This window comes from Vibrio sp. GLN_1 (genome assembly GCF_043106015.1).
Taxonomy (GTDB): Bacteria; Pseudomonadota; Gammaproteobacteria; order Enterobacterales; family Vibrionaceae; genus Vibrio; species Vibrio parahaemolyticus.
Genome location: NZ_JBICMD010000035.1, coordinates 328,461 through 346,894, shown reverse-complemented (window position 1 = coordinate 346,894; position 18,434 = coordinate 328,461). Strand labels below are relative to the sequence as shown.

18 protein-coding genes, 1 tRNA gene and 1 riboswitch are annotated in these 18,434 nt (G+C 44.8%); of the genes, 5 read left to right on the top strand and 14 right to left on the bottom strand.

Features of this window, described 5'->3' with window-relative positions; genetic code table 11:
* Window positions 1-217: 217 nt before the first annotated feature.
* Window positions 218-640 (top strand): hypothetical protein, encoded by a 423-nt coding sequence (locus ACF8OV_RS16770; protein WP_017447836.1) that lies wholly within the window; start codon window positions 218-220, stop codon window positions 638-640.
* A gap of 114 nt (window positions 641-754) precedes the next feature.
* Here ACF8OV_RS16770 and ACF8OV_RS16765 read toward each other — a convergent pair whose 3' ends face one another.
* The 11 genes from ACF8OV_RS16765 to moaA all read right to left on the bottom strand — a co-directional run bounded on the left by ACF8OV_RS16765 (window position 755) and on the right by moaA (window position 10,929).
* Window positions 755-1,702 carry a glutathione S-transferase family protein gene (locus ACF8OV_RS16765; RefSeq protein ID WP_005494511.1) on the bottom strand — a complete coding sequence of 316 codons (948 nt, stop codon included), beginning with the start codon at window positions 1,700-1,702 and terminating at the stop codon, window positions 755-757.
* Window positions 1,703-1,913: 211 nt separating this feature from the next.
* Window positions 1,914-2,906: a murein tripeptide/oligopeptide ABC transporter ATP binding protein OppF gene (gene oppF, locus ACF8OV_RS16760; protein WP_017447834.1), complete on the bottom strand. Its 993-nt coding sequence runs from the start codon at window positions 2,904-2,906 to the stop codon at window positions 1,914-1,916.
* Complete coding sequence (locus ACF8OV_RS16755) at window positions 2,903-3,874, bottom strand: ABC transporter ATP-binding protein (protein WP_015297053.1); 972 nt, start codon at window positions 3,872-3,874, stop codon at window positions 2,903-2,905. The genes oppF and ACF8OV_RS16755 overlap by 4 nt, the downstream gene beginning before the upstream one ends.
* A 27-nt stretch (window positions 3,875-3,901) precedes the next feature.
* On the bottom strand, window positions 3,902-4,804 hold the full coding sequence (oppC, locus tag ACF8OV_RS16750) for an oligopeptide ABC transporter permease OppC (protein WP_005482423.1): 903 nt from the start codon (window positions 4,802-4,804) through the stop codon (window positions 3,902-3,904).
* Window positions 4,805-4,819: 15 nt separating this feature from the next.
* A complete protein-coding gene (oppB, locus tag ACF8OV_RS16745; protein WP_025552621.1) occupies window positions 4,820-5,740 on the bottom strand; it encodes an oligopeptide ABC transporter permease OppB in 921 nt (306 codons plus the stop codon).
* Between the two features lie 132 nt (window positions 5,741-5,872).
* Complete coding sequence (locus tag ACF8OV_RS16740; RefSeq protein WP_005461499.1) at window positions 5,873-7,546, bottom strand: ABC transporter substrate-binding protein; 1,674 nt, start codon at window positions 7,544-7,546, stop codon at window positions 5,873-5,875.
* 561 nt (window positions 7,547-8,107) lie between these two features.
* On the bottom strand, window positions 8,108-8,563 hold the full coding sequence (moaE, locus tag ACF8OV_RS16735; protein ID WP_015297054.1) for a molybdopterin synthase catalytic subunit MoaE: 456 nt from the start codon (window positions 8,561-8,563) through the stop codon (window positions 8,108-8,110).
* 1 nt (window position 8,564) lies between these two features.
* Window positions 8,565-8,822 (bottom strand): molybdopterin synthase sulfur carrier subunit, encoded by a 258-nt coding sequence (moaD, locus tag ACF8OV_RS16730; protein ID WP_005461535.1) that lies wholly within the window; start codon window positions 8,820-8,822, stop codon window positions 8,565-8,567.
* A complete protein-coding gene (moaC, locus tag ACF8OV_RS16725) occupies window positions 8,819-9,298 on the bottom strand; it encodes a cyclic pyranopterin monophosphate synthase MoaC (protein WP_258496501.1) in 480 nt (159 codons plus the stop codon). The genes moaD and moaC overlap by 4 nt, the downstream gene beginning before the upstream one ends.
* Before the next feature lie 26 nt (window positions 9,299-9,324).
* Window positions 9,325-9,837, bottom strand: coding sequence for a molybdenum cofactor biosynthesis protein B (gene moaB / locus ACF8OV_RS16720; protein ID WP_005461494.1), 513 nt, complete (start codon window positions 9,835-9,837; stop codon window positions 9,325-9,327).
* Window positions 9,838-9,939: 102 nt separating this feature from the next.
* Entirely contained in the window at window positions 9,940-10,929 is a 990-nt protein-coding gene (gene moaA, locus ACF8OV_RS16715) for a GTP 3',8-cyclase MoaA (protein WP_274056043.1), read from the bottom strand.
* Window positions 10,918-11,051: riboswitch (molybdenum cofactor riboswitch) on the bottom strand. Its footprint overlaps the gene before it by 12 nt.
* A 173-nt stretch (window positions 11,052-11,224) precedes the next feature.
* On the opposite strand from moaA, the gene ACF8OV_RS16710 reads away from it, so the two are divergent.
* Window positions 11,225-12,118, top strand: coding sequence for a YvcK family protein (locus tag ACF8OV_RS16710; protein ID WP_005494500.1), 894 nt, complete (start codon window positions 11,225-11,227; stop codon window positions 12,116-12,118).
* Between the two features lie 76 nt (window positions 12,119-12,194).
* Here the strand turns inward: ACF8OV_RS16710 and luxU are convergent, their stop codons facing one another.
* From luxU to uvrB, 3 genes are all read right to left on the bottom strand, one after another.
* Entirely contained in the window at window positions 12,195-12,533 is a 339-nt protein-coding gene (gene luxU, locus ACF8OV_RS16705) for a quorum-sensing phosphorelay protein LuxU (RefSeq protein ID WP_025521817.1), read from the bottom strand.
* Between the two features lie 2 nt (window positions 12,534-12,535).
* A complete protein-coding gene (gene luxO / locus ACF8OV_RS16700; protein ID WP_005461534.1) occupies window positions 12,536-13,939 on the bottom strand; it encodes a quorum-sensing sigma-54 dependent transcriptional regulator LuxO in 1,404 nt (467 codons plus the stop codon).
* Between the two features lie 288 nt (window positions 13,940-14,227).
* A complete protein-coding gene (uvrB, locus tag ACF8OV_RS16695) occupies window positions 14,228-16,258 on the bottom strand; it encodes an excinuclease ABC subunit UvrB (RefSeq protein ID WP_005482400.1) in 2,031 nt (676 codons plus the stop codon).
* A gap of 587 nt (window positions 16,259-16,845) precedes the next feature.
* Here uvrB and ACF8OV_RS16690 point away from each other — a divergent pair.
* From ACF8OV_RS16690 to rsxB, 3 genes are all read left to right on the top strand, one after another.
* Window positions 16,846-16,921 (top strand) — tRNA-Asn (locus ACF8OV_RS16690).
* 327 nt (window positions 16,922-17,248) lie between these two features.
* Window positions 17,249-17,827, top strand: a complete 579-nt coding sequence (gene rsxA, locus ACF8OV_RS16685) for an electron transport complex subunit RsxA (RefSeq protein WP_005380762.1) — start codon at window positions 17,249-17,251, stop codon at window positions 17,825-17,827.
* 3 nt (window positions 17,828-17,830) lie between these two features.
* Window positions 17,831-18,427 (top strand): electron transport complex subunit RsxB, encoded by a 597-nt coding sequence (rsxB, locus tag ACF8OV_RS16680; protein ID WP_005480813.1) that lies wholly within the window; start codon window positions 17,831-17,833, stop codon window positions 18,425-18,427.
* The last annotated feature ends 7 nt before the right edge of the window (window positions 18,428-18,434 follow it).

Here is an 18,434-nt window from a genome sequence, read left to right as displayed (position 1 = left end):
ACAAGAAGATAATCTGAAACTGGCCACCGTTCCTGCCTTACCAGCGAGTCTTGTCCTGGCTTTTAACTATCACCAGAGCTCAATAATACGGAGCGATTTTCCCTCTCCCGTTCAATTTATCGGCATTATTTTCATATCATCTGAACTTTCTTACGAGAAACTACGTAACGAAGATGGAATGCAATTACGCAATCTCACACATAAGTAAGGAATACATATGAACAACTCCATCAACAACTCATTTCTAAAGTTTGGTTTAGCTGCATGTCTGTTCAGTTTTTCTGCATTTAGTTTTTCCTCTCCAAGTATTGAAGGCGCAGATCAAGATATGTCCGCGGGCACGGTAACGGCAAAAATGGCTCATGCTGACGAAAACGGCTGGATGGTTGTACATCGAACAGATGAATCGATGAAGCCAGGCCCCGTTATCGGCTATGCTCCGCTTAAAATGGGACAAAATGAGAACGTGAATGCAATTTTGATGGAACCGGTTGAGTCTGGTGACATGCTGATGCTAATGGTCCACGGAGAAAAAGGTGGAATGAAGACGGGCGTATTTGAGTATTCACTCGGAGCCAAAGAAGATGGTCCAGTAAAGGTTGACGGTAAGTTGGTGATGGACATCGTTCGCGCTAAATAAAGCGAGCATATATTTAAAAATTGCCCCTCTATCTCCCAGTACTTAGCGTAAATAAAAGCCCTTAACAACGCAGTTCGTCGTTAAGGGCTTTTGTATTGGATGAACCGTTACAAACTAACCGATCATTTCTCTTTGGTGAGGAGAACTAAAGTCTAAATCAGGCCCTTTAGGCACCACTTGCGTTGGATTAATCCCTGTGTGACTGAAGTAATAATGGCGCTTAATATGATAGAAATCGGTGGTATCGGCGATACCGTCAATCTGATACAGCTCTTTCAGATAACCCTGAATATTGACGTAATCGGCAATGCGTTGTTTATTACACTTGAAGTGCCCAACGTACACGGCATCAAAACGCACTAACGTGGTGAACAAACGCCAATCGGCTTCCGTAATTTTATTGCCTGCTAGATAGCGATGGGTCGCCAGATGGGCATCAATTTTATCTAAGGCCGAAAACAATGATTCAAAAGCCTCTTCATACGCTTCTTGTGAAGTAGCAAAACCGCAACGGTACACCCCATTATTCACGTTTGGATAGATGTAATCATTCCATTCATCAATCACACCGCGTAGTGGCTCGGGATAATAATCGTCATGATTGCCCGTGAGATCGTTAAATGCGGAGTTAAACATACGAATGATCTCTGACGATTCATTCGACACGATGGTGTTGGTCTTTTTGTCCCATAAAACTGGCACCGTAACACGCCCTGTGTAGTCGGGTTTCGCTTGAGTGTAGATTTGGTGCATACGTGTATGACCAAACAGCGGCTCGGGTAAACCCATTTGCCAACCTTGACTGAGCATATCAGGGCAAACAACCGTCACATCAATGTGTGGCTCTAGACCTTTCAACTTACGGAAGATAAGCGTTCGATGTGCCCAAGGACACGCGAGAGAAACGTACAAATGGTAACGGCCAGATTCTGGTTGGAATACCGCCTCTGAATCATTTTTAATCCAGTCACGAAATCCAGCGTCTTCACGAACGAACTTCCCGCCATTCGCTTTTGTGTCATACCACACATCGTGCCATACGCCTTCGACCAACTTACCCATGATTGCTCTCCTATTTCTTATGTCTCCCTTTATATTAGAGATTCATAAGAAACAGAAAATCATCACGCTTAGGACATCTTGTTCAAGAAATTCGAATGAGCATTGAAATTCGTGTTCAAAGAAAGTGAGCATAAAAAAAGCGCGACCCTAGTAAAAGGAATCGCGCTTAAGCCCGTCACAGGCTGAATTTACTTAACCTAACATTTGGTGGTTACACGCTCACGTGAATACAAGAAACCGCGTGAATGTCTGTACCTTCAATCGTAGGTTTGGTTTTTGCACACTCTTCTGTCGCTTGAGGGCAACGAGTACGGAACACACAACCTGAAGGAGGATTGATTGGTGATGGCAGATCCCCTTCCAACATTTGGATGGTTTTATTGCGTTCTAACTCTGGGTCTGGGATTGGAACCGCCGACATCAGCGCACGCGTATAAGGGTGCTTAGGGTCTGCAAATAGCGCATCCGCTTCGCCTAACTCTACCGCGTTACCCAAATACATCACGAGAACACGATCAGAAATATGTTTCACCACTGACAAATCATGCGCGATAAACACCAAAGAAAGTCCTAGCTCTTTTTGCAGCTCTTTTAGAAGGTTAACGACTTGAGCCTGAATCGATACGTCTAGCGCCGAAACTGGTTCGTCACAGATGATCATTTTTGGCTTAAGGATAAGTGCGCGTGCGATACCGATACGCTGACACTGACCTCCTGAGAATTCGTGCGGGTAACGGTTGATTACGTTTGGCAATAGACCAACTTTCGCCATCATCTCTTTAACACGGTCTTTCACTTCTTGCTTAGACAGTTCTGGATAGAACGTTTCTAGCGGCTCAGCGATGATGTCGCCAACCGTCATACGTGGGTTAAGAGAAGCCAAAGGATCTTGAAAAATCATCTGGATTTCTTTACGCGTTTCACGGCGCTGTACATCTTTCATTTTTGTGAGGTCTTGGCCTAACCAAACCACTTCGCCATCGGTCGCTTCAACAAGTCCAATGATGGCACGTGCGAAGGTCGATTTACCACAACCTGACTCACCTACTACGCCAAGCGTCTCCCCTTCGTAGAGGCGCACATTTACGCCATCTACCGCTTTTAGGCTGGAAGGTTTTGACCAAGGCCACGCTGATTTTGATGCGATGCTGAAGTGAACTTTCAGATCAGATACATCCAGAATTAACTTTTTATCTGCGCTCATTTGTTCCAAGCCTCCCATTCAGAAAAACATGCACGCTGACGACCATCACCAAATGGAGTCAAGATTGGTGCTTCACGCTTACAGCGGTCCATCACACGATGACAACGCTCTTGGTAAGGGCAGCCCGGTGGTAGACGCAGCAAGTTTGGTGGATTGCCAGGAATGGTTGGCAGAATTTCGCCTTCTGTATCCAAACGAGGGATCGCCTTTAACAGACCTTCCGCATAAGGGTGGCTTGGGTTGTAGAAAATTTCGTTTACGTTGCCGTACTCCATCGTACGACCTGCGTACATCACAAGCACTTTGTCACATGAACCAGCAACAACACCTAGGTCGTGGGTGATCATAATGATTGCCGTGTTGAACTCGGATTTCAGCTCGTTCAACAAGTCCATGATCTGCGCTTGAACCGTTACGTCTAGTGCCGTGGTTGGTTCATCCGCAATCAGCAGTTTAGGACGGCACAATAGCGCCATCGCAATCATTACACGCTGACGCATACCGCCAGAGAACTCGTGCGGATACATGGTAATACGCTTACGTGCTTCAGGGATTTTTACTGCTTCCAGCATACGTACTGATTCTTCAAACGCTTCTGCTTTACCCATGCCTTTGTGCAGCATTAGCACTTCCATCAGCTGATCGCTCACTTTCATGTATGGGTTTAGCGAGGTCATCGGATCTTGGAAAATCATCGCGATCTGTTCTGCACGAACTTTGTTCAGCTCTTTTTCTGGAAGGTTAAGAATTTCTCGACCTTCAAATTTCGCACTGCCTGAGATCTTGCCGTTTTTCGCCAGTAGACCCATGATTGCGAATACAGTTTGTGATTTACCTGAACCAGATTCACCCACGATACCGAGAGTTTCGCCCTGCTTCAGAGAAAAGTTCAAATCGTTTACTGCGGTTACGATACCATCTTGGGTGGTAAATTCGACACGCAGATCTTTGACATCTAATAAGCTCATCATTGCTTCCTTAATCTTATCTTTTAATTATCTGTCTTTTGGATCCAGCGCGTCGCGCAGGCCGTCACCAACGTAGTTGAAGCAGAATAGAGTCACAACCATGAATGCCGCTGGGAATGCCAACTGCCAAATTGCTACTTCCATTGTCTGTGCACCTTCTTGTAGAAGTGCGCCCCAACTTGTCATTGGTTCCTGAACACCAAGACCAAGGAATGATAGGAATGATTCGGTCAGAATCATGCTCGGAATTAGAAGCGTAGAGTAAACCGCTACAATACCTAATACGTTCGGTACAATATGGCGAGTAATGATCTTCCAATTACTTACACCACAAACATGCGCCGCTTCGATGAACTCTTTACTACGTAGGCTGAGTGTCTGACCACGTACGATACGCGCCATATCCAACCAGGCGATTGCACCAATCGCAACGAAGATAAGAATGATGTTACGGCCGAAGAAGGTAACAAGTACGATAACTAGGAACATGAACGGTACAGCGTACAAGATTTCTAGAATACGCATCATAATGCGGTCAACTTTACCGCCAATGAAGCCAGAAGCCGCACCGTAAAGTGTACCTATCAATACCGCTACGAATGCACCCATCACGCCAACCATTAGCGAGATACGGCCGCCGATTAGAGTACGCACGTACAAATCTCGACCAAGACTGTCGGTACCAAACCAGTGTTCAGAGTTTGGCGCAACGTGCATTGCATACCAGTCAGTATCGTCAAACGCGTAAGGAGCGATCATCGGCAGAACAATTACCGCCAACGTCATTAAAACAAGAATAAATAAGCTCACCATCGCCGCTTTGTTACGCATAAAGCGGATACGAGCATCTTGCCAAAGACTGCGACCTTCAATCTCTAAGTTCTCAGAGAATTTTTCAATCGCTTCTAGGTTTTCTTTTTTCGTCAACATAACCAAACTTCCCTGTTAGTAGCGAATTTTCGGGTCAATCATTGCAAGTAGAATATCTACAATCGCGTTGAATAAGATAAATAGGAAACCAATCAGAATGGTTACACCCATTACTAGCGAGTAGTCACGGTTAAATGCAGCGTTAACGAATAGCTTACCGATGCCCGGCAAACCAAAGATGGTTTCGATAACAACAGAACCCGTGATGATGCCTACGAAAGCAGGACCCATGTAAGAAACAACAGGAAGAAGTGCTGGTTTGAGAGCATGTTTGATGATGATGTAACGGTAACTCAGACCTTTAGCACGAGCGGTGCGGATAAAGTTACTGTTTAGTGTCTCAATCATTGAACCGCGAGTAATACGGGCAAACGTTGCAACGTAAAGCAATGACATACCAATAACCGGCAACACTAAAAACTGCCAGCTACCATCTTGCCAACCACCCGCAGGGAAAATGTGCCAATGTAGAGAGAATAGGTAAATCAGAGCTGGCGCCAATACGAACGACGGCATAACCACACCAAGCATCGCGGTCGACATTATGGTGTAGTCAACCCACGTATTCTGCTTGAGAGCCGCTATCGTCCCGACCGTCACGCCCATGACCAACGTAAAAATGAAGGCGATAAAACCCACTTTCGCTGACACTGGCAGAGCAACGGCGATCAACTCGTTGACGGTGTAATCTAGGTATTTAAACGATGGACCAAAATCACCTTGCAGAACGTTGATCAAATACGTTGTGTATTGCTCGAATACTGGCTTATCAAGGCCGTATTTCGCTTCAATGTTCGCCATAACTTCTGGCGGTAGTGGACGTTCTGTCGAGAAAGGGTTTCCCGGTGCAAAACGCATAAGAAAGAAAGATACGGTGATCAAAACCAACATTGTTGGGATCGCCTCAAATATCCTTTTTGCGATGAATTTAAGCATAAACTCACTCTTTCAGTCTGTGACAATTTAAATGAAAAAGAATAGTCCGATTTATTTTGGACTGAACATAGGCGCTACATGCAATTTCTCACATGCAGAGCCTAATTTTTATAGTTCTATCTGATTGAAGATTTACTCAGTGATGTAGAGATCTTTAGAGTAGATCTTTTCTTCCGCGTTGTTTGATGGGAAGCCACCCACTTTCGTAGATAGTAGACGTGATTTCACGTACTGGTAGATAGGTGCAATTGGCATATCCTTCGCCATTAGCTTCTCAGCTTCTAGGTAAAGCGCCTGACGCTCTTCGTTTGACGTAGAGCTGAACGCTTTATTCATAATTGCATCATATTCTTTGCTGTCGTAGTGAATACCACCAGTGGTGTTGTTGCTCATCATTAGAGTCAAGAATGACGAAGCTTCGTTGTAGTCACCACACCAACCAGCACGAGCAACTTCGAAGTTACCTGAGTCTTTTGTTGATAGGTATGTTTTCCACTCTTGGTTTTCTAGGGTTACATCTAGACCAAGTGTTTTCTTCCACATAGAGCCTAGAGCAACCGCAATTTTCTTGTGGTTCTCAGACGTGTTGTAAAGAAGGTTAAACTTAAGTGGATTATCTGCGCCGTAGCCTGCTTCTTCCAATAGACGAGCCGCTTCTGCGTTACGCTCTTCTTGCGTCATCTTGCCGTAAGCAGGAATTTCTGGGTTGAAACCTGCTGTGATTTCTGGTGTTAGGAAGTAAGCTGGTTTTTGACCTTGAGCTAAAATCGCATCAGTTACGATGTTACGGTCAATCGCGTAAGAGATAGCTTGACGAACACGTACATCATCAAACGGAGCTTTCTTCGTGTTGAAGATGTAGTAGTAAGTACATAGGTTACCCGTCACAGATACTTCTTGTGGGTGCTCTTTCTTCAGACGCTTGAAGTGCTCTGTTGGCAGTTCGTTCGTGAAGTCGATTTCACCCGCTAGGAAGCGGTTCATTTCTGCAACTTGGTTTTCAATCGGTAGGAAAGTAACTTTCTCTAGTGTGGTGTTTTCGTTGTCCCAGTATTGCTCGTTACGCTTCAATACTAGACGCTCGTTCACAACCCAGTTGTCAACAACATAAGCACCGTTACCAACAAAGTTCTCTGGCTTCGTCCATTGATCGCCGAACTTCTCTACTGTCGCTTGGTGAACAGGCTTCACTGTTGTGTGGCCCATCATCATCACGAAGTAAGGTACAGCTGTATCTAGCTCTACCACTAGAGTGTGGTCATCCACAGCTTTAACACCCAGCTCGCTCTTGTCTTTTTTGCCAGCAACGATGTCTTTCGCATTCTTCATCTTGGTGTATTCCATGTACCAAGCGTATGGAGAAGCCGTTGCAGGGTCGACAGCACGTTGGAAACTGTAAACGAAGTCACCTGCTGTTACAGGATCGCCGTTTGACCATTTCGCGTCTTTGCGTAGGTGGAAAGTGTATGTTTTGTTGTCTTCAGTTTCCCAAGATTCTGCAACACCTGGGATAGTGTTACCGTCTGCGTCTTGGTTTACTAGGCCTTCAAGTAGGTCGCGAATCACGTGAGATTCAGGAACACCTTGAGATTTGTGAGGGTCTATTGTCGCAACTTCTGTACCGTTACCACGCACCAATTCTTGAACTGCTGCTAGTTTCGGTTCTGAAGAATCAGTTTTTGCTTCTGGTGCAGGTGCCGGCTGAGCCGCCTGTTTTTCTTCTGGCTTATTGTCGCCACAACCCGCTAGGGCAAGAGAAAGACCAGCACCAATAAATAAAGCGCGCGTGATTTTATTCTTATACATGCGTAAAACTCCAAGTTTTTTCGTTAGCATCCATGACTTCTCTATAAGGGACTGGAACGGTCAGCGTTTTAGATTTTTTTAGTGCACTTTCTGAGCACAAAAGCCTAAAACCTTACAGAGACTGCGGCACACATTAGCAATCATTGAAGTAATTTGCCATAAAAATGTAGCAAAAAAACTAATAATTCTGTAATAACCGCACATATCTAGCAATAAACTCCAATACAAAAGCATTCACTAGTAAAATAAAGACTGTAACTGACATTTATCAGCCAAAACTTTCGATTACTCTGGATTTAAACTATTTGATAGCATCTTATGCTAGATATTTGCATATTATTTAACATTTGTGACAAACGAAGTCTAACAAATAATCGTTTATATATTGCTCGATATTTTTTATTGTGAACAATGTCACCGAGATAAAACACGGGTGTTTTCGAAGATAAGAATCGCAGTATTGAACCGTTTCAATATGATTGAACAAATCGCGAAATACAAAAAAAGCTAAGTGCGATTAACACTTAGCTTTTTATTTTTTGTCAAAACGAGTGGCTGGTTCTATTTTTCCCAGCGCTGCGCTGCTTGATGATCGGTGTCGCGCGATTCAATCCAACGATCTTCGTTAGTTGTGCGCTCTTTTTTCCAAAACGGTGCTTTGGTTTTCAGGTAGTCCATAATGAACTCGCACGCATCAAATGCCGCGCCGCGATGCGCACTAGAAACGCCCACAAATACAATTTGGTCGCCGCTGTCCATATCACCCACACGATGAATCACGCGCACGCCAAGCAGAGGCCAGCGAGCTTCAGCTTCCTCACAAATATCGCTCAGGCTCTTTTCCGTCATGCCCGGATAATGCTCTAGGTGCAGTCCAATCACGTTATCACCAAGGTTCATATCTCTGACTTTACCAATAAAGGTCACGACCGCACCAGCAGCAGTGCCTTTCGACAAGCGTTGATATTCTTGATCAACAGAAAAGTCTTCAACTTGTACAGAAACACGAGGATCCATCTTAGCCTCCCGTTACCGGTGGGAAAAACGCAACTTCGTCACCCGCTTTTACTTGTGTATCCAGTGGGACGATCGATTGGTTCACTGCAGCAAGCAGCTTGCCTGGCTCAAGCGCCAAATCCCACTTGCCTGCTTTTTCTGCGCCCGCTTCGACAAGATGTGCGCGAACGGCTTCGACCGTATCGAACTGGCCGTCCAAATCAACGCTGTCGATACCCACTAGCTCACGGGTTTGAGCAAAGAAAAGTACTTTAATCATGATTCCGCCTTGAAATGTCCAGATTTGCCACCCGTCTTCTCTAATAGACGAACTTGACCAATGACCATGTCTTTTTGTACTGCTTTACACATATCGTAAATCGTTAGTGCAGCAACGGAAGCTGCTGTGAGCGCTTCCATTTCGACACCAGTTTTACCCGCAAGTTTACATATGGATTCGATGCGAACTTTGTTTTCTGCTTCGATAGCTTCCAGTTGAACTTCAACTTTAGAAAGCAGTAGAGGATGACAAAGTGGAATCAAATCCCATGTTTTCTTCGCTGCTTGAATACCAGCAATACGAGCCGTTGCGAACACATCACCTTTGTGGTGCTGGCCAGACACAATCAGTTGCAAGGTTTCTGGAGCCATGTGTACAAATGCTTCAGCGCGAGCTTCACGCACGGTTTCTGCTTTTGCAGACACATCGACCATGTTCGCTTCGCCAGATGCATTAATGTGTGTAAATTGGGTCATTGTTTTTCCTTCGCTTTTAGGAAAGGTTATACAGATAGGTGTGGCATGAAGTTACAAGGGCGATGACTTGCATCCAACTGCTGTTTAATAATTTTTGTCCAGCCTGTACGACACGCACCCGTTGAACCTGGCATTGCGAAGATCACGGTGTGGTTAGCAAAACCTGCAATCGCACGAGACTGAATAGTAGACGTACCGATCTCTTCATACGACACCATACGGAACAACTCACCAAAGCCTTCAACTTCTTTATCAAATAGAGGCTTAAGTGCTTCTGGCGTGCTATCGCGTGAAGTAAAACCGGTACCGCCAGTGATCATGATCGCTTGGACGTTTTCATCGGCAATCCATTGAGAAACGATCGCGCGGATCTTGTACATGTCATCAATAACGATTTGTTTGTCTACTACGTTGTGACCCGCTTCTTGAGCGTGTTCAACAAGGTAACGACCAGAGGTATCGTTTTCTTCAGTACGTGTGTCAGATACCGTTAGAACGGCAATATTTGCAGGTTGAAATTTGCTTTCAGCGTGACCCATTTGTTCACCTATTCTCTAAATTAGCTTTGATACGCTTGGTATCGATTCGGAAAAAGTTAGAGCCAGCTTAGCACCAAGCTCTCTCTAAAAAATTGAATAAAGTTAGCCGCCGATAGACGCAAGATGCGGCGTCATACCAGTATTGCCATCGTGTAAGAAGTGGCTTACGGACTTTGTTTGCAGCTGCGATTGGATACGTTCAATCAACTCGTTTTCTTGGTCATCACGCTCCAACAAATCACGCAGTTCAACGCCATGTTCACCAAACAAACAAAGGTGCAGCTTACCCAGCGCAGAAACACGCAGACGGTTACAGCTTTCACAAAAGTCTTTTTCATAAGGCATGATAAGACCAATTTCACCTTTGTAATCTGAGTGAACGAACACCTGAGCGGGCCCATCATTGTGCGAACGCACTTTCAGTAACCAGCCGTTCGCAATCAGTTGATTACGAATCGCAACACCAGAAACATGATGCTTTGAAAACAGGTCATCCATCTCGCCCGTTTGCATTAGCTCAATAAAGCGCAGTTGGATTGGACGGTCTTTGATCCAGTTAAGAAATGCGGGTAGCTCGTGATGGTTCAGATCTTTCATCAACACCACATTAACTTTGACCTGCTCATAACCGACTTCGAACGCACGCTCGATACCATTCATGACTTCAGTGAACTTATTTTCACCAGTAATCTGATGGAACATTCGAGGGTCAAGGCTATCGACACTCACGTTGATGTTTGTTAAACCGGCTTCACGCCAGTCTGCAACTTGCTTCGCCATTCTGTAGCCGTTAGTCGTCGTCGCCACCTTTTTGATGCCTGGCGTCGTTGCGACAGAATGAATGATGTCAGTGAAATCTTTGCGTAAGCTTGGCTCACCGCCAGTAATGCGCACTTTTGACGTGCCACAATCAGCAAACGCTTTTACGACCCGTTTGATTTCAGGAAGAGATAAAAAAGACGAGTTTTTGTTGCCCGATGGTTTGTAACCATCAGGAAGGCAATAGGTACATTTGAAATTACATACGTCGGTCACAGACAGACGCAAGTAATAAAACTTACGATGAAATTTGTCTTCGAATTGTTGCGCCACGGAACACCTTTCCAAACACGGGAGGCATGGCCATTTCCAATCATGCCCTTGTGACAGTATGTCACTGGCTCAAAATGCTTATCCTCGGACTTAGCATAGTGAGCTCGGAGTTATGGCAACCAGAGGGATAACCCCTGATAGCTTTGCGGAGTAAAATACTTAATATTTGTAATGGAATCCAGACTTGAGTGATAAAAAACTCTCTAGAGACACAAATTACCGCTTAGTGAGTACCGTTAGGACACTCATTAAGTTAAATTGTAGCCGTTTTTTACAACATTATTAGAAGAACGTAATGAATATCTATACGGATAAGAAAGTGGTCGCAGTTGGCGGTGGTCATGGCTTAGGTCGAATGTTAGCCGCTTTAAAAGACTTTGGCAGCAATGCTACGGGCATTGTAGCCACAACCGACAATGGTGGTTCAACTGGGCGTATTCGTCATTGCCAAGGTGGTATCGCTTGGGGAGACACCAGAAACTGCATCAACCAGCTAATCACTGAACCATCTATCAGTTCGATGATGTTCGAATACCGCTTTAAAGGTACGGGAGAGCTGGACGGCCACAACCTTGGCAATTTGATGCTAACAGCATTGGATAACTTGTCGGTTCGACCGCTGGATGCAATCAATCTGATCCGAAACATGCTTAAGGTTGATGTCAATATTCTGCCAATGTCAGAGCACCCTTCGGATTTGTCTGCGCTTTCAGTGAACGGTCAATGGGTCACAGGTGAAACCAATGTGGATGAGATGGAAACCGACTTACGTCGCTTAGATCTTTCACCAGAAGTTCCAGCCACTAAAGAAGCCGTTACTGCTCTGGCAGAAGCCGATGCAATCATTCTTGGCCCAGGCAGTTTCCTCACCAGTATTATGCCGCCACTGTTATTGCCTGAGCTGGGCAAAGCCATTGCAGCAAACCGAAAAGCGAAGGTGATATTCGTCGCTAACCTCAGCCCTGAATACGGCCCAGCAGGTCGAATGTCGATGGCGCAAAAGCTGGAATGGTGTGAACGTGCGTGCCAAGGACGAAGAATCGATGTGGTCCTTGCCGAAGAAACGGACCAGAAAGTGTTGGAACAATGGAACGTCGTTACCGAATCATTAGCCTCAACCAACCGAGATTGGCGTCACGACCGAGATAAGTTGAAAGCAGCGATAGAAAACCAACTACTCACTAAGTAGCCACTTGAGACAGCCTACGTTGATACGACAAAGCCCTTCCAATATGGAAGGGCTTTGTGTTTAAAAAGTAAAGACTTTATTGAGTCCAAGAGCGATACGCGTCGCGTGTTTCATTCAAGCGATCAAGCATAGTGTTAACCTCACTACCCTGTTCAACTAACTCACCAGATTTGGCTTTTTTATCGATAGACATCGCTAACTCACACAAACTGTCGGCTCCGAAACTCGCAGCACTGCTTTTTAGTGCGTGGCTGATCTCTTTCAAATACACTAACCGCTCTGAACCTTCTAACTGCAACAAGTTGTCGATGTACGTATCCATCTCACCCAAAAAAATATCGAGCAAAACAGGCACGTTATCACTGCCGATTTCCATCGACAGTTCATCTATTTTTTGTTGATTCAATATCGTCATGCTTACACCTTCTGCCGCTCTTCTTTACCATTCCATGCTTGTAGTTTGCGGTAAATCGTTGACGGACTGACATCAAGATACCCAGCGGCTCTTGGAATATTGCCGTCACACGCCTCAATCGCTTGCTCAATCGCCATTTTCTCTGTCATCCATAGCGGCATGATCTCTGAAACAGTCATCGCTTTTGGCTCAATCAGTTTAGATACAGATGGCCTATCTAACGGTTGATTCAGCGGCGGTGGCAACATATCTAACGTAATTTCTTTGCCGTTGTTAAGCACCACGATATTACGCAATACGTTTTGTAGTTGTCGGACGTTACCCGGCCACTCATAACTGTTAAAGCGATCAATCACTTCTTGAGAAAAGCGGACAAAGTTTTTGCCCTCTTCATGAGACATGTAGCCTAACAGTGAGTACGCAATTTCAATCACATCTTCACCACGTTCGCGAAGAGGCGGGAGATGCAAAGGAATCACGTATAACCGGTAGTATAAGTCTTCGCGGAAACGTCCTTCTTGAACTTCTTTCCAAGGGTCTCGGTTGGTCGCACAAACGAAGCGCACGTCCACACTCTTCATTTTTGAAGAGCCCACTTTCTGGAACGTACCGGTTTGGATGAATCGCAATAATTTGGTTTGTAAGTCCAAATCCATTTCACACAATTCATCGAGGAACAACGTGCCACCATCGGCTAACTCAGCGGCACCTTGACGGTCATTTGCCGCACCAGTAAATGCCCCTTTTACGTGACCAAATAGTTCACTTTCGATTAAGTCTTTAGGTATGGCCGCACAGTTGATGGCAATAAACGGCTTATCACCACGTTTGCTTGCAGCGTGGATGGCTTCTGCGCATACCTCTTTACCCGTACCACTTTCACCAGTAATAAAGATACTCGCTTTACTGCTAGCGGCAGAGTCAATGGTGCGATAGACCTGCTGCATGGTTTGGCTGCTGCCGATAAAACCTTGGTAATTCTGATTACCCGGATTATCTGCTTCATTTTTTAGCTTAGTTGCTTTGCGAATTGCGTTGTTGACCGTAACACGCAGACGGTCTGCTTCACACGGTTTGATCAAAAAGTCTTGAGAGCCATGACGCATCGCTTCTACCGCTGTATCGATAGAGCCATGAGCCGTCATGAAAATGATCGGCACATCTGGATGACTCTTTTTAACGGCGTGCAAAACATCCATTCCCGTCATATCAGGCAGACGAAGATCGAGAAGAATAAGATCTGGAATTCGATGATTGAGACTTTCAATGGCATCTCTACCTGTACCGACAATATTAATGTCGATCCCTAACGGCGTGAGGTACGAGCGGTATAACGCCGCAACCGATGCTGTATCCTCAACCATCAGAAGGTAACGAGATTTTTGGCCTTCAGTTTTTTGTTGCATAACCTAGCTAATATTTTGTTGTGTTTTAAACAATAATCGCATTACGCTTTGCATTTTGCAAATAACATTAGCAAAGTTACGGTTAATGATAATAGAATCAAAAATGATATCAATAGGTTAAAAAGTGGCATAAAGCATGCTGATATATTAGCGACCCCTCGGGTCACCTAGCCAACTGACGTTGTTAGTGAACGATATGTTCACAAAACAAGCCAATAGACCCGACTGCCTATTGGCTTCTTTTTTGCCTATTCTAAGTATCTCTTTAGAATCAGCTTTTCGTGTTAACTAGCTATTCGCGATGAATTGCGCACGCAGTTTTTCTATTTCATCACGCTTCTCAGCCGCAAGCTCGAATTCCAGATCCTGAGCATGTTGGTACATCGCCGCTTCTAGTCGACTGATTTCCTTCTCCAATTGTTGTGGAGACATCACTTCGTAAGTTTGAGATGGTTCAGCCACTTTAGACAGTGGCACTTGCTTAGTATTGCGTTGACGTTTGGACTTAGTAATGTCGCCCAACTCCATAATATCCTTGATATTACGTTTTAACGCTTGCGGCGTAATGCCCATTTTCTCGTTGTACGCTTGCTGCTTCTCACGACGACGATTGGTTTCATCCATCGCTTTTTTCATCGATTTTGTAATGTTATCCGCATAGAGAATCGCTTTACCCTCAATGTTTCGCGCAGCACGACCTATCGTCTGAATGAGTGAACGTTCTGAACGCAAGAAACCTTCTTTGTCGGCATCCAAAATTGCCACCAGCGAGACTTCCGGCATATCCAAACCTTCTCGAAGCAAGTTGATACCCACTAAGACATCGAACTCGCCTAAGCGCAAATCTCGAATGATCTCGACGCGCTCTACCGTGTCGATGTCTGAGTGAAGATAACGAACACGAACATCATGCTCATGCAGATATTCCGTTAAATCTTCCGCCATTCGTTTGGTCAGAGTCGTAACAAGAACACGTTCCTCTTTGGCGGCACGAATACGAATTTCAGACAACAGATCATCGACCTGAGTCGCGACTGGTCGAACTTCGAGTATTGGATCCAGCAAGCCGGTAGGACGCACGACTTGATCCGCAATTTCACCTGCCGATTTCTCTAGCTCATAATTGCCCGGCGTTGCCGAGACGAAAATAGTTTGCGGAGCAAGAGACTCAAATTCTTCAAATTTTAGAGGACGGTTGTCCAACGCCGATGGTAAGCGGAAACCAAACTCAACCAGAGTTTCTTTACGTGAACGGTCACCTTTATACATCGCACCAATCTGCGGTACAGTCACGTGGGACTCATCGATGATAAGCAAACCATCATGAGGCAAGTAATCGAACAAGGTTGGAGGCGGCTCACCCTCAGAACGACCACTGAGATAACGTGAGTAGTTTTCGATACCAGAGCAGAAACCGAGCTCATTCATCATCTCGATATCAAACTGTGTACGCTGGCTAATGCGCTGCTCTTCTATTAGCTTGTTATTCTCTAGTAATTGTTTCTTGCGTACTTCGAGCTCAACTTTGATGCTTTCTATCGCTTCGAGAATACGGTCGCGGGGCGTCACGTAGTGCGTTTTCGGGTAAATCGTGTAACGCGGCAAATCTCTTTGTTTCACGACACCCGTCAATGGGTCAAACACACTGATGCAATCCACTTCATCATCAAACATTTCAACACGGACAGCATCTTGGTCAGACTCAGCTGGGAATATGTCGATCACTTCGCCGCGAACACGGAACTGACCGCGTTCAAAAGCGACATCATTACGCGAGTATTGAAGTTCCGCTAAGCGACGAAGCATGTCACGCTGATCGATCACGTCACCACGGCGTAAGTGCAGCATCATCTGTAAATACGACTCGGGATCACCCAAACCATAAATGGCTGAGACCGAAGCGACGATGATGGCGTCTTTTCGTTCTAGTAAAGCTTTGGTGGCAGACAAACGCATTTGCTCAATGTGAGCGTTCACTGACGCATCTTTTTCAATAAAGGTGTCAGTTGTAGGCACGTACGCTTCTGGTTGATAGTAGTCGTAGTAAGACACAAAATACTCGACCGCATTGTTAGGAAAGAACGATTTCATTTCCCCATACAACTGAGCCGCGAGGGTTTTATTTGGCGCCAGTAAAATTGCAGGGCGCTGTGCTTGAGCAATCACATTCGCTAGCGTGAACGTTTTACCAGAACCCGTTACACCTAAAAGCGTCTGATGCGCCAACCCCGCATCTAAGCCTTCTAATAATTGCTTAATCGCGGTTGGCTGGTCACCTGATGGTTGATACTCAGAGACCAGTTCATAAACTTTACTCATACCCTTCCTCAATCTTTACTGCCTTTACTACGTTAGGCTGTGTTACCACTTCTGCACTGTATATATATACACCTTAGTAAACGAAATCTATGCCTAAATGATTTTTCTCACTCATTGTTAATAATTTTTGTACTTTGTCTATATGGCTATAGCCTTATTCGAGTCGCTCTGATATAGTACTTCGCCCTAGTTGATAAACACTCCTCTAATATCAACTTATAGTTTCCACAACTTTTCCCCAAAACTTCTCTAAAAAGCTCGTTATCCCCAAAAGCTCATCTTTTATCCACTTTGAATATTTTACCCACTCACTCAATAAATCACTGTTTCATTTGCCTATTTTGCGCATAAAACTGACTAAAAATGCACACAAAATAAACCACGTTGCATATAAAAGATCTTTACTCAGATCTCATCAACACACTTATCCACAATTTTAGTGGATAAGTAACTCTAGCCCTTTACTGGCAAGCACTACAAAAAAGTAAAGCGCTTTAAGCACAATTTTTTCAAAAAAATGTATTTTTTTACTGTTGACACTAGTTTTAGTGCTCGGTAAGATTCGTCCCGCTTTCAAGCAAAGCAATTCCCCCTTAGTTCAGTCGGTAGAACGGCGGACTGTTAATCCGTATGTCGCAAGTTCAAGTCTTGCAGGGGGAGCCAAATTCAAGAAAAAAGCTCAGTTGAAAAACTGAGCTTTTTTCGTTTTTAATCGTCAAAAAATCGGCTTAAAACTTCTATCCACTTGCTAAGTATCAGAGGCCAACTCAATCGTTCGTATGGGCCACTCAGGACTCGCGCACTTTTCGTTAGCTCTCATTCCCCCAACAAATTATTCACCAAACTATTAATTCAGATACAAATTCATCTATCTAACTCACATTGACGGTTATTTTTCAGCCGTGTGTATAAAACCACATCGTTCACTGGTTGTTATTGGTGTCACAAAACACGATAATATTAGGATCGGATTTTAAGAACGTAATAACTATGACCGAATATGTTTTGTTGTTGGTCGGCACTGTGCTGGTGAACAACTTTGTACTGGTGAAGTTTTTGGGCTTGTGTCCATTTATGGGCGTGTCTAAAAAACTGGAAACAGCAATAGGCATGGGGTTAGCAACCACTTTTGTGCTAACCCTCGCATCTGTGTGTGCGTACTTAGTGGAAAGCTATATCTTGCGACCGCTCGGTATCGAGTACTTAAGAACCATGAGCTTTATTTTGGTGATCGCTGTCGTGGTACAGTTCACCGAGATGGTTGTACACAAAACTAGCCCGACCCTTTATCGCTTGCTTGGTATCTTCTTACCACTGATCACGACCAACTGTGCCGTATTGGGTGTTGCACTTCTCAACATCAATGAGAATCATAACTTCATCGAATCTATCATTTATGGTTTTGGTGCAGCCGTCGGTTTTTCACTTGTATTGATCCTTTTTGCTTCTATGCGTGAGCGTATCGCTGCGGCTGACGTGCCTGTTCCATTTAAAGGTGCATCGATTGCAATGATCACAGCGGGTTTAATGTCGCTTGCTTTCATGGGCTTTACAGGTTTGGTGAAGTAAACAATGAGTACGATTTTAATTGCGATCATCGCACTCGCTGTGCTTGCTGCGATTTTTGGCGCCATTCTTGGTTTTGCTTCTATTCGTTTTAAAGTTGAAGCGGATCCTATCGTGGATCAAATCGACGCGATTCTTCCACAAACACAATGTGGCCAATGTGGTTATCCAGGCTGTCGACCATACGCAGAAGCGATTGCGAATGGAGACAACATCAATAAGTGTCCTCCCGGCGGTCAAGCAACCATCGAAAAACTCGCAGACTTAATGGGTGTGGAACCTGAAGAGTCGGCACACGATCTAGACAGCAAAGTACCGACCGTTGCCTTCATTCACGAAGATATGTGTATCGGTTGTACTAAGTGTATTCAAGCTTGTCCTGTTGATGCGATTGTTGGTGGGACAAAAGCCGTTCACACGGTCATCAAAGACGAATGTACAGGCTGCGACTTGTGTGTCGCGCCATGTCCAACCGATTGTATTGAAATGATTCCTGTGGAAACCACCACAGATAGCTGGAAGTGGCAACTTAACGCCATCCCAGTGGTTAACATTACGGATGCTGCCAGCGATGCAGCGAACGTGAAAGATTCAATTAAGTAAGGTTTCG

What these genes read in the sequence shown, in the direction of transcription:
- ACF8OV_RS16765 (WP_005494511.1), bottom strand. Translation starts at nt 1,702, where the DNA reads ATGGGTAAGTTGGTCGAAGGCGTATGGCACGATGTGTGGTATGACACA.
- rsxA (WP_005380762.1), top strand. Translation starts at nt 17,249, where the DNA reads ATGACCGAATATGTTTTGTTGTTGGTCGGCACTGTGCTGGTGAACAAC.
- moaE (WP_015297054.1), bottom strand. Translation starts at nt 8,563, where the DNA reads ATGGATCCTCGTGTTTCTGTACAAGTTGAAGACTTTTCTGTTGATCAA.
- ACF8OV_RS16710 (WP_005494500.1), top strand. Translation starts at nt 11,225, where the DNA reads ATGAATATCTATACGGATAAGAAAGTGGTCGCAGTTGGCGGTGGTCAT.
- ACF8OV_RS16755 (WP_015297053.1), bottom strand. Translation starts at nt 3,874, where the DNA reads ATGAGCTTATTAGATGTCAAAGATCTGCGTGTCGAATTTACCACCCAA.
- rsxB (WP_005480813.1), top strand. Translation starts at nt 17,831, where the DNA reads ATGAGTACGATTTTAATTGCGATCATCGCACTCGCTGTGCTTGCTGCG.
- luxO (WP_005461534.1), bottom strand. Translation starts at nt 13,939, where the DNA reads ATGCAACAAAAAACTGAAGGCCAAAAATCTCGTTACCTTCTGATGGTT.
- ACF8OV_RS16740 (WP_005461499.1), bottom strand. Translation starts at nt 7,546, where the DNA reads ATGTATAAGAATAAAATCACGCGCGCTTTATTTATTGGTGCTGGTCTT.
- oppC (WP_005482423.1), bottom strand. Translation starts at nt 4,804, where the DNA reads ATGTTGACGAAAAAAGAAAACCTAGAAGCGATTGAAAAATTCTCTGAG.
- moaD (WP_005461535.1), bottom strand. Translation starts at nt 8,822, where the DNA reads ATGATTAAAGTACTTTTCTTTGCTCAAACCCGTGAGCTAGTGGGTATC.
- ACF8OV_RS16770 (WP_017447836.1), top strand. Translation starts at nt 218, where the DNA reads ATGAACAACTCCATCAACAACTCATTTCTAAAGTTTGGTTTAGCTGCA.
- moaB (WP_005461494.1), bottom strand. Translation starts at nt 9,837, where the DNA reads ATGGGTCACGCTGAAAGCAAATTTCAACCTGCAAATATTGCCGTTCTA.
- oppF (WP_017447834.1), bottom strand. Translation starts at nt 2,906, where the DNA reads ATGAGCGCAGATAAAAAGTTAATTCTGGATGTATCTGATCTGAAAGTT.
- uvrB (WP_005482400.1), bottom strand. Translation starts at nt 16,258, where the DNA reads ATGAGTAAAGTTTATGAACTGGTCTCTGAGTATCAACCATCAGGTGAC.
- oppB (WP_025552621.1), bottom strand. Translation starts at nt 5,740, where the DNA reads ATGCTTAAATTCATCGCAAAAAGGATATTTGAGGCGATCCCAACAATG.
- moaC (WP_258496501.1), bottom strand. Translation starts at nt 9,298, where the DNA reads ATGACCCAATTTACACACATTAATGCATCTGGCGAAGCGAACATGGTC.
- luxU (WP_025521817.1), bottom strand. Translation starts at nt 12,533, where the DNA reads ATGACGATATTGAATCAACAAAAAATAGATGAACTGTCGATGGAAATC.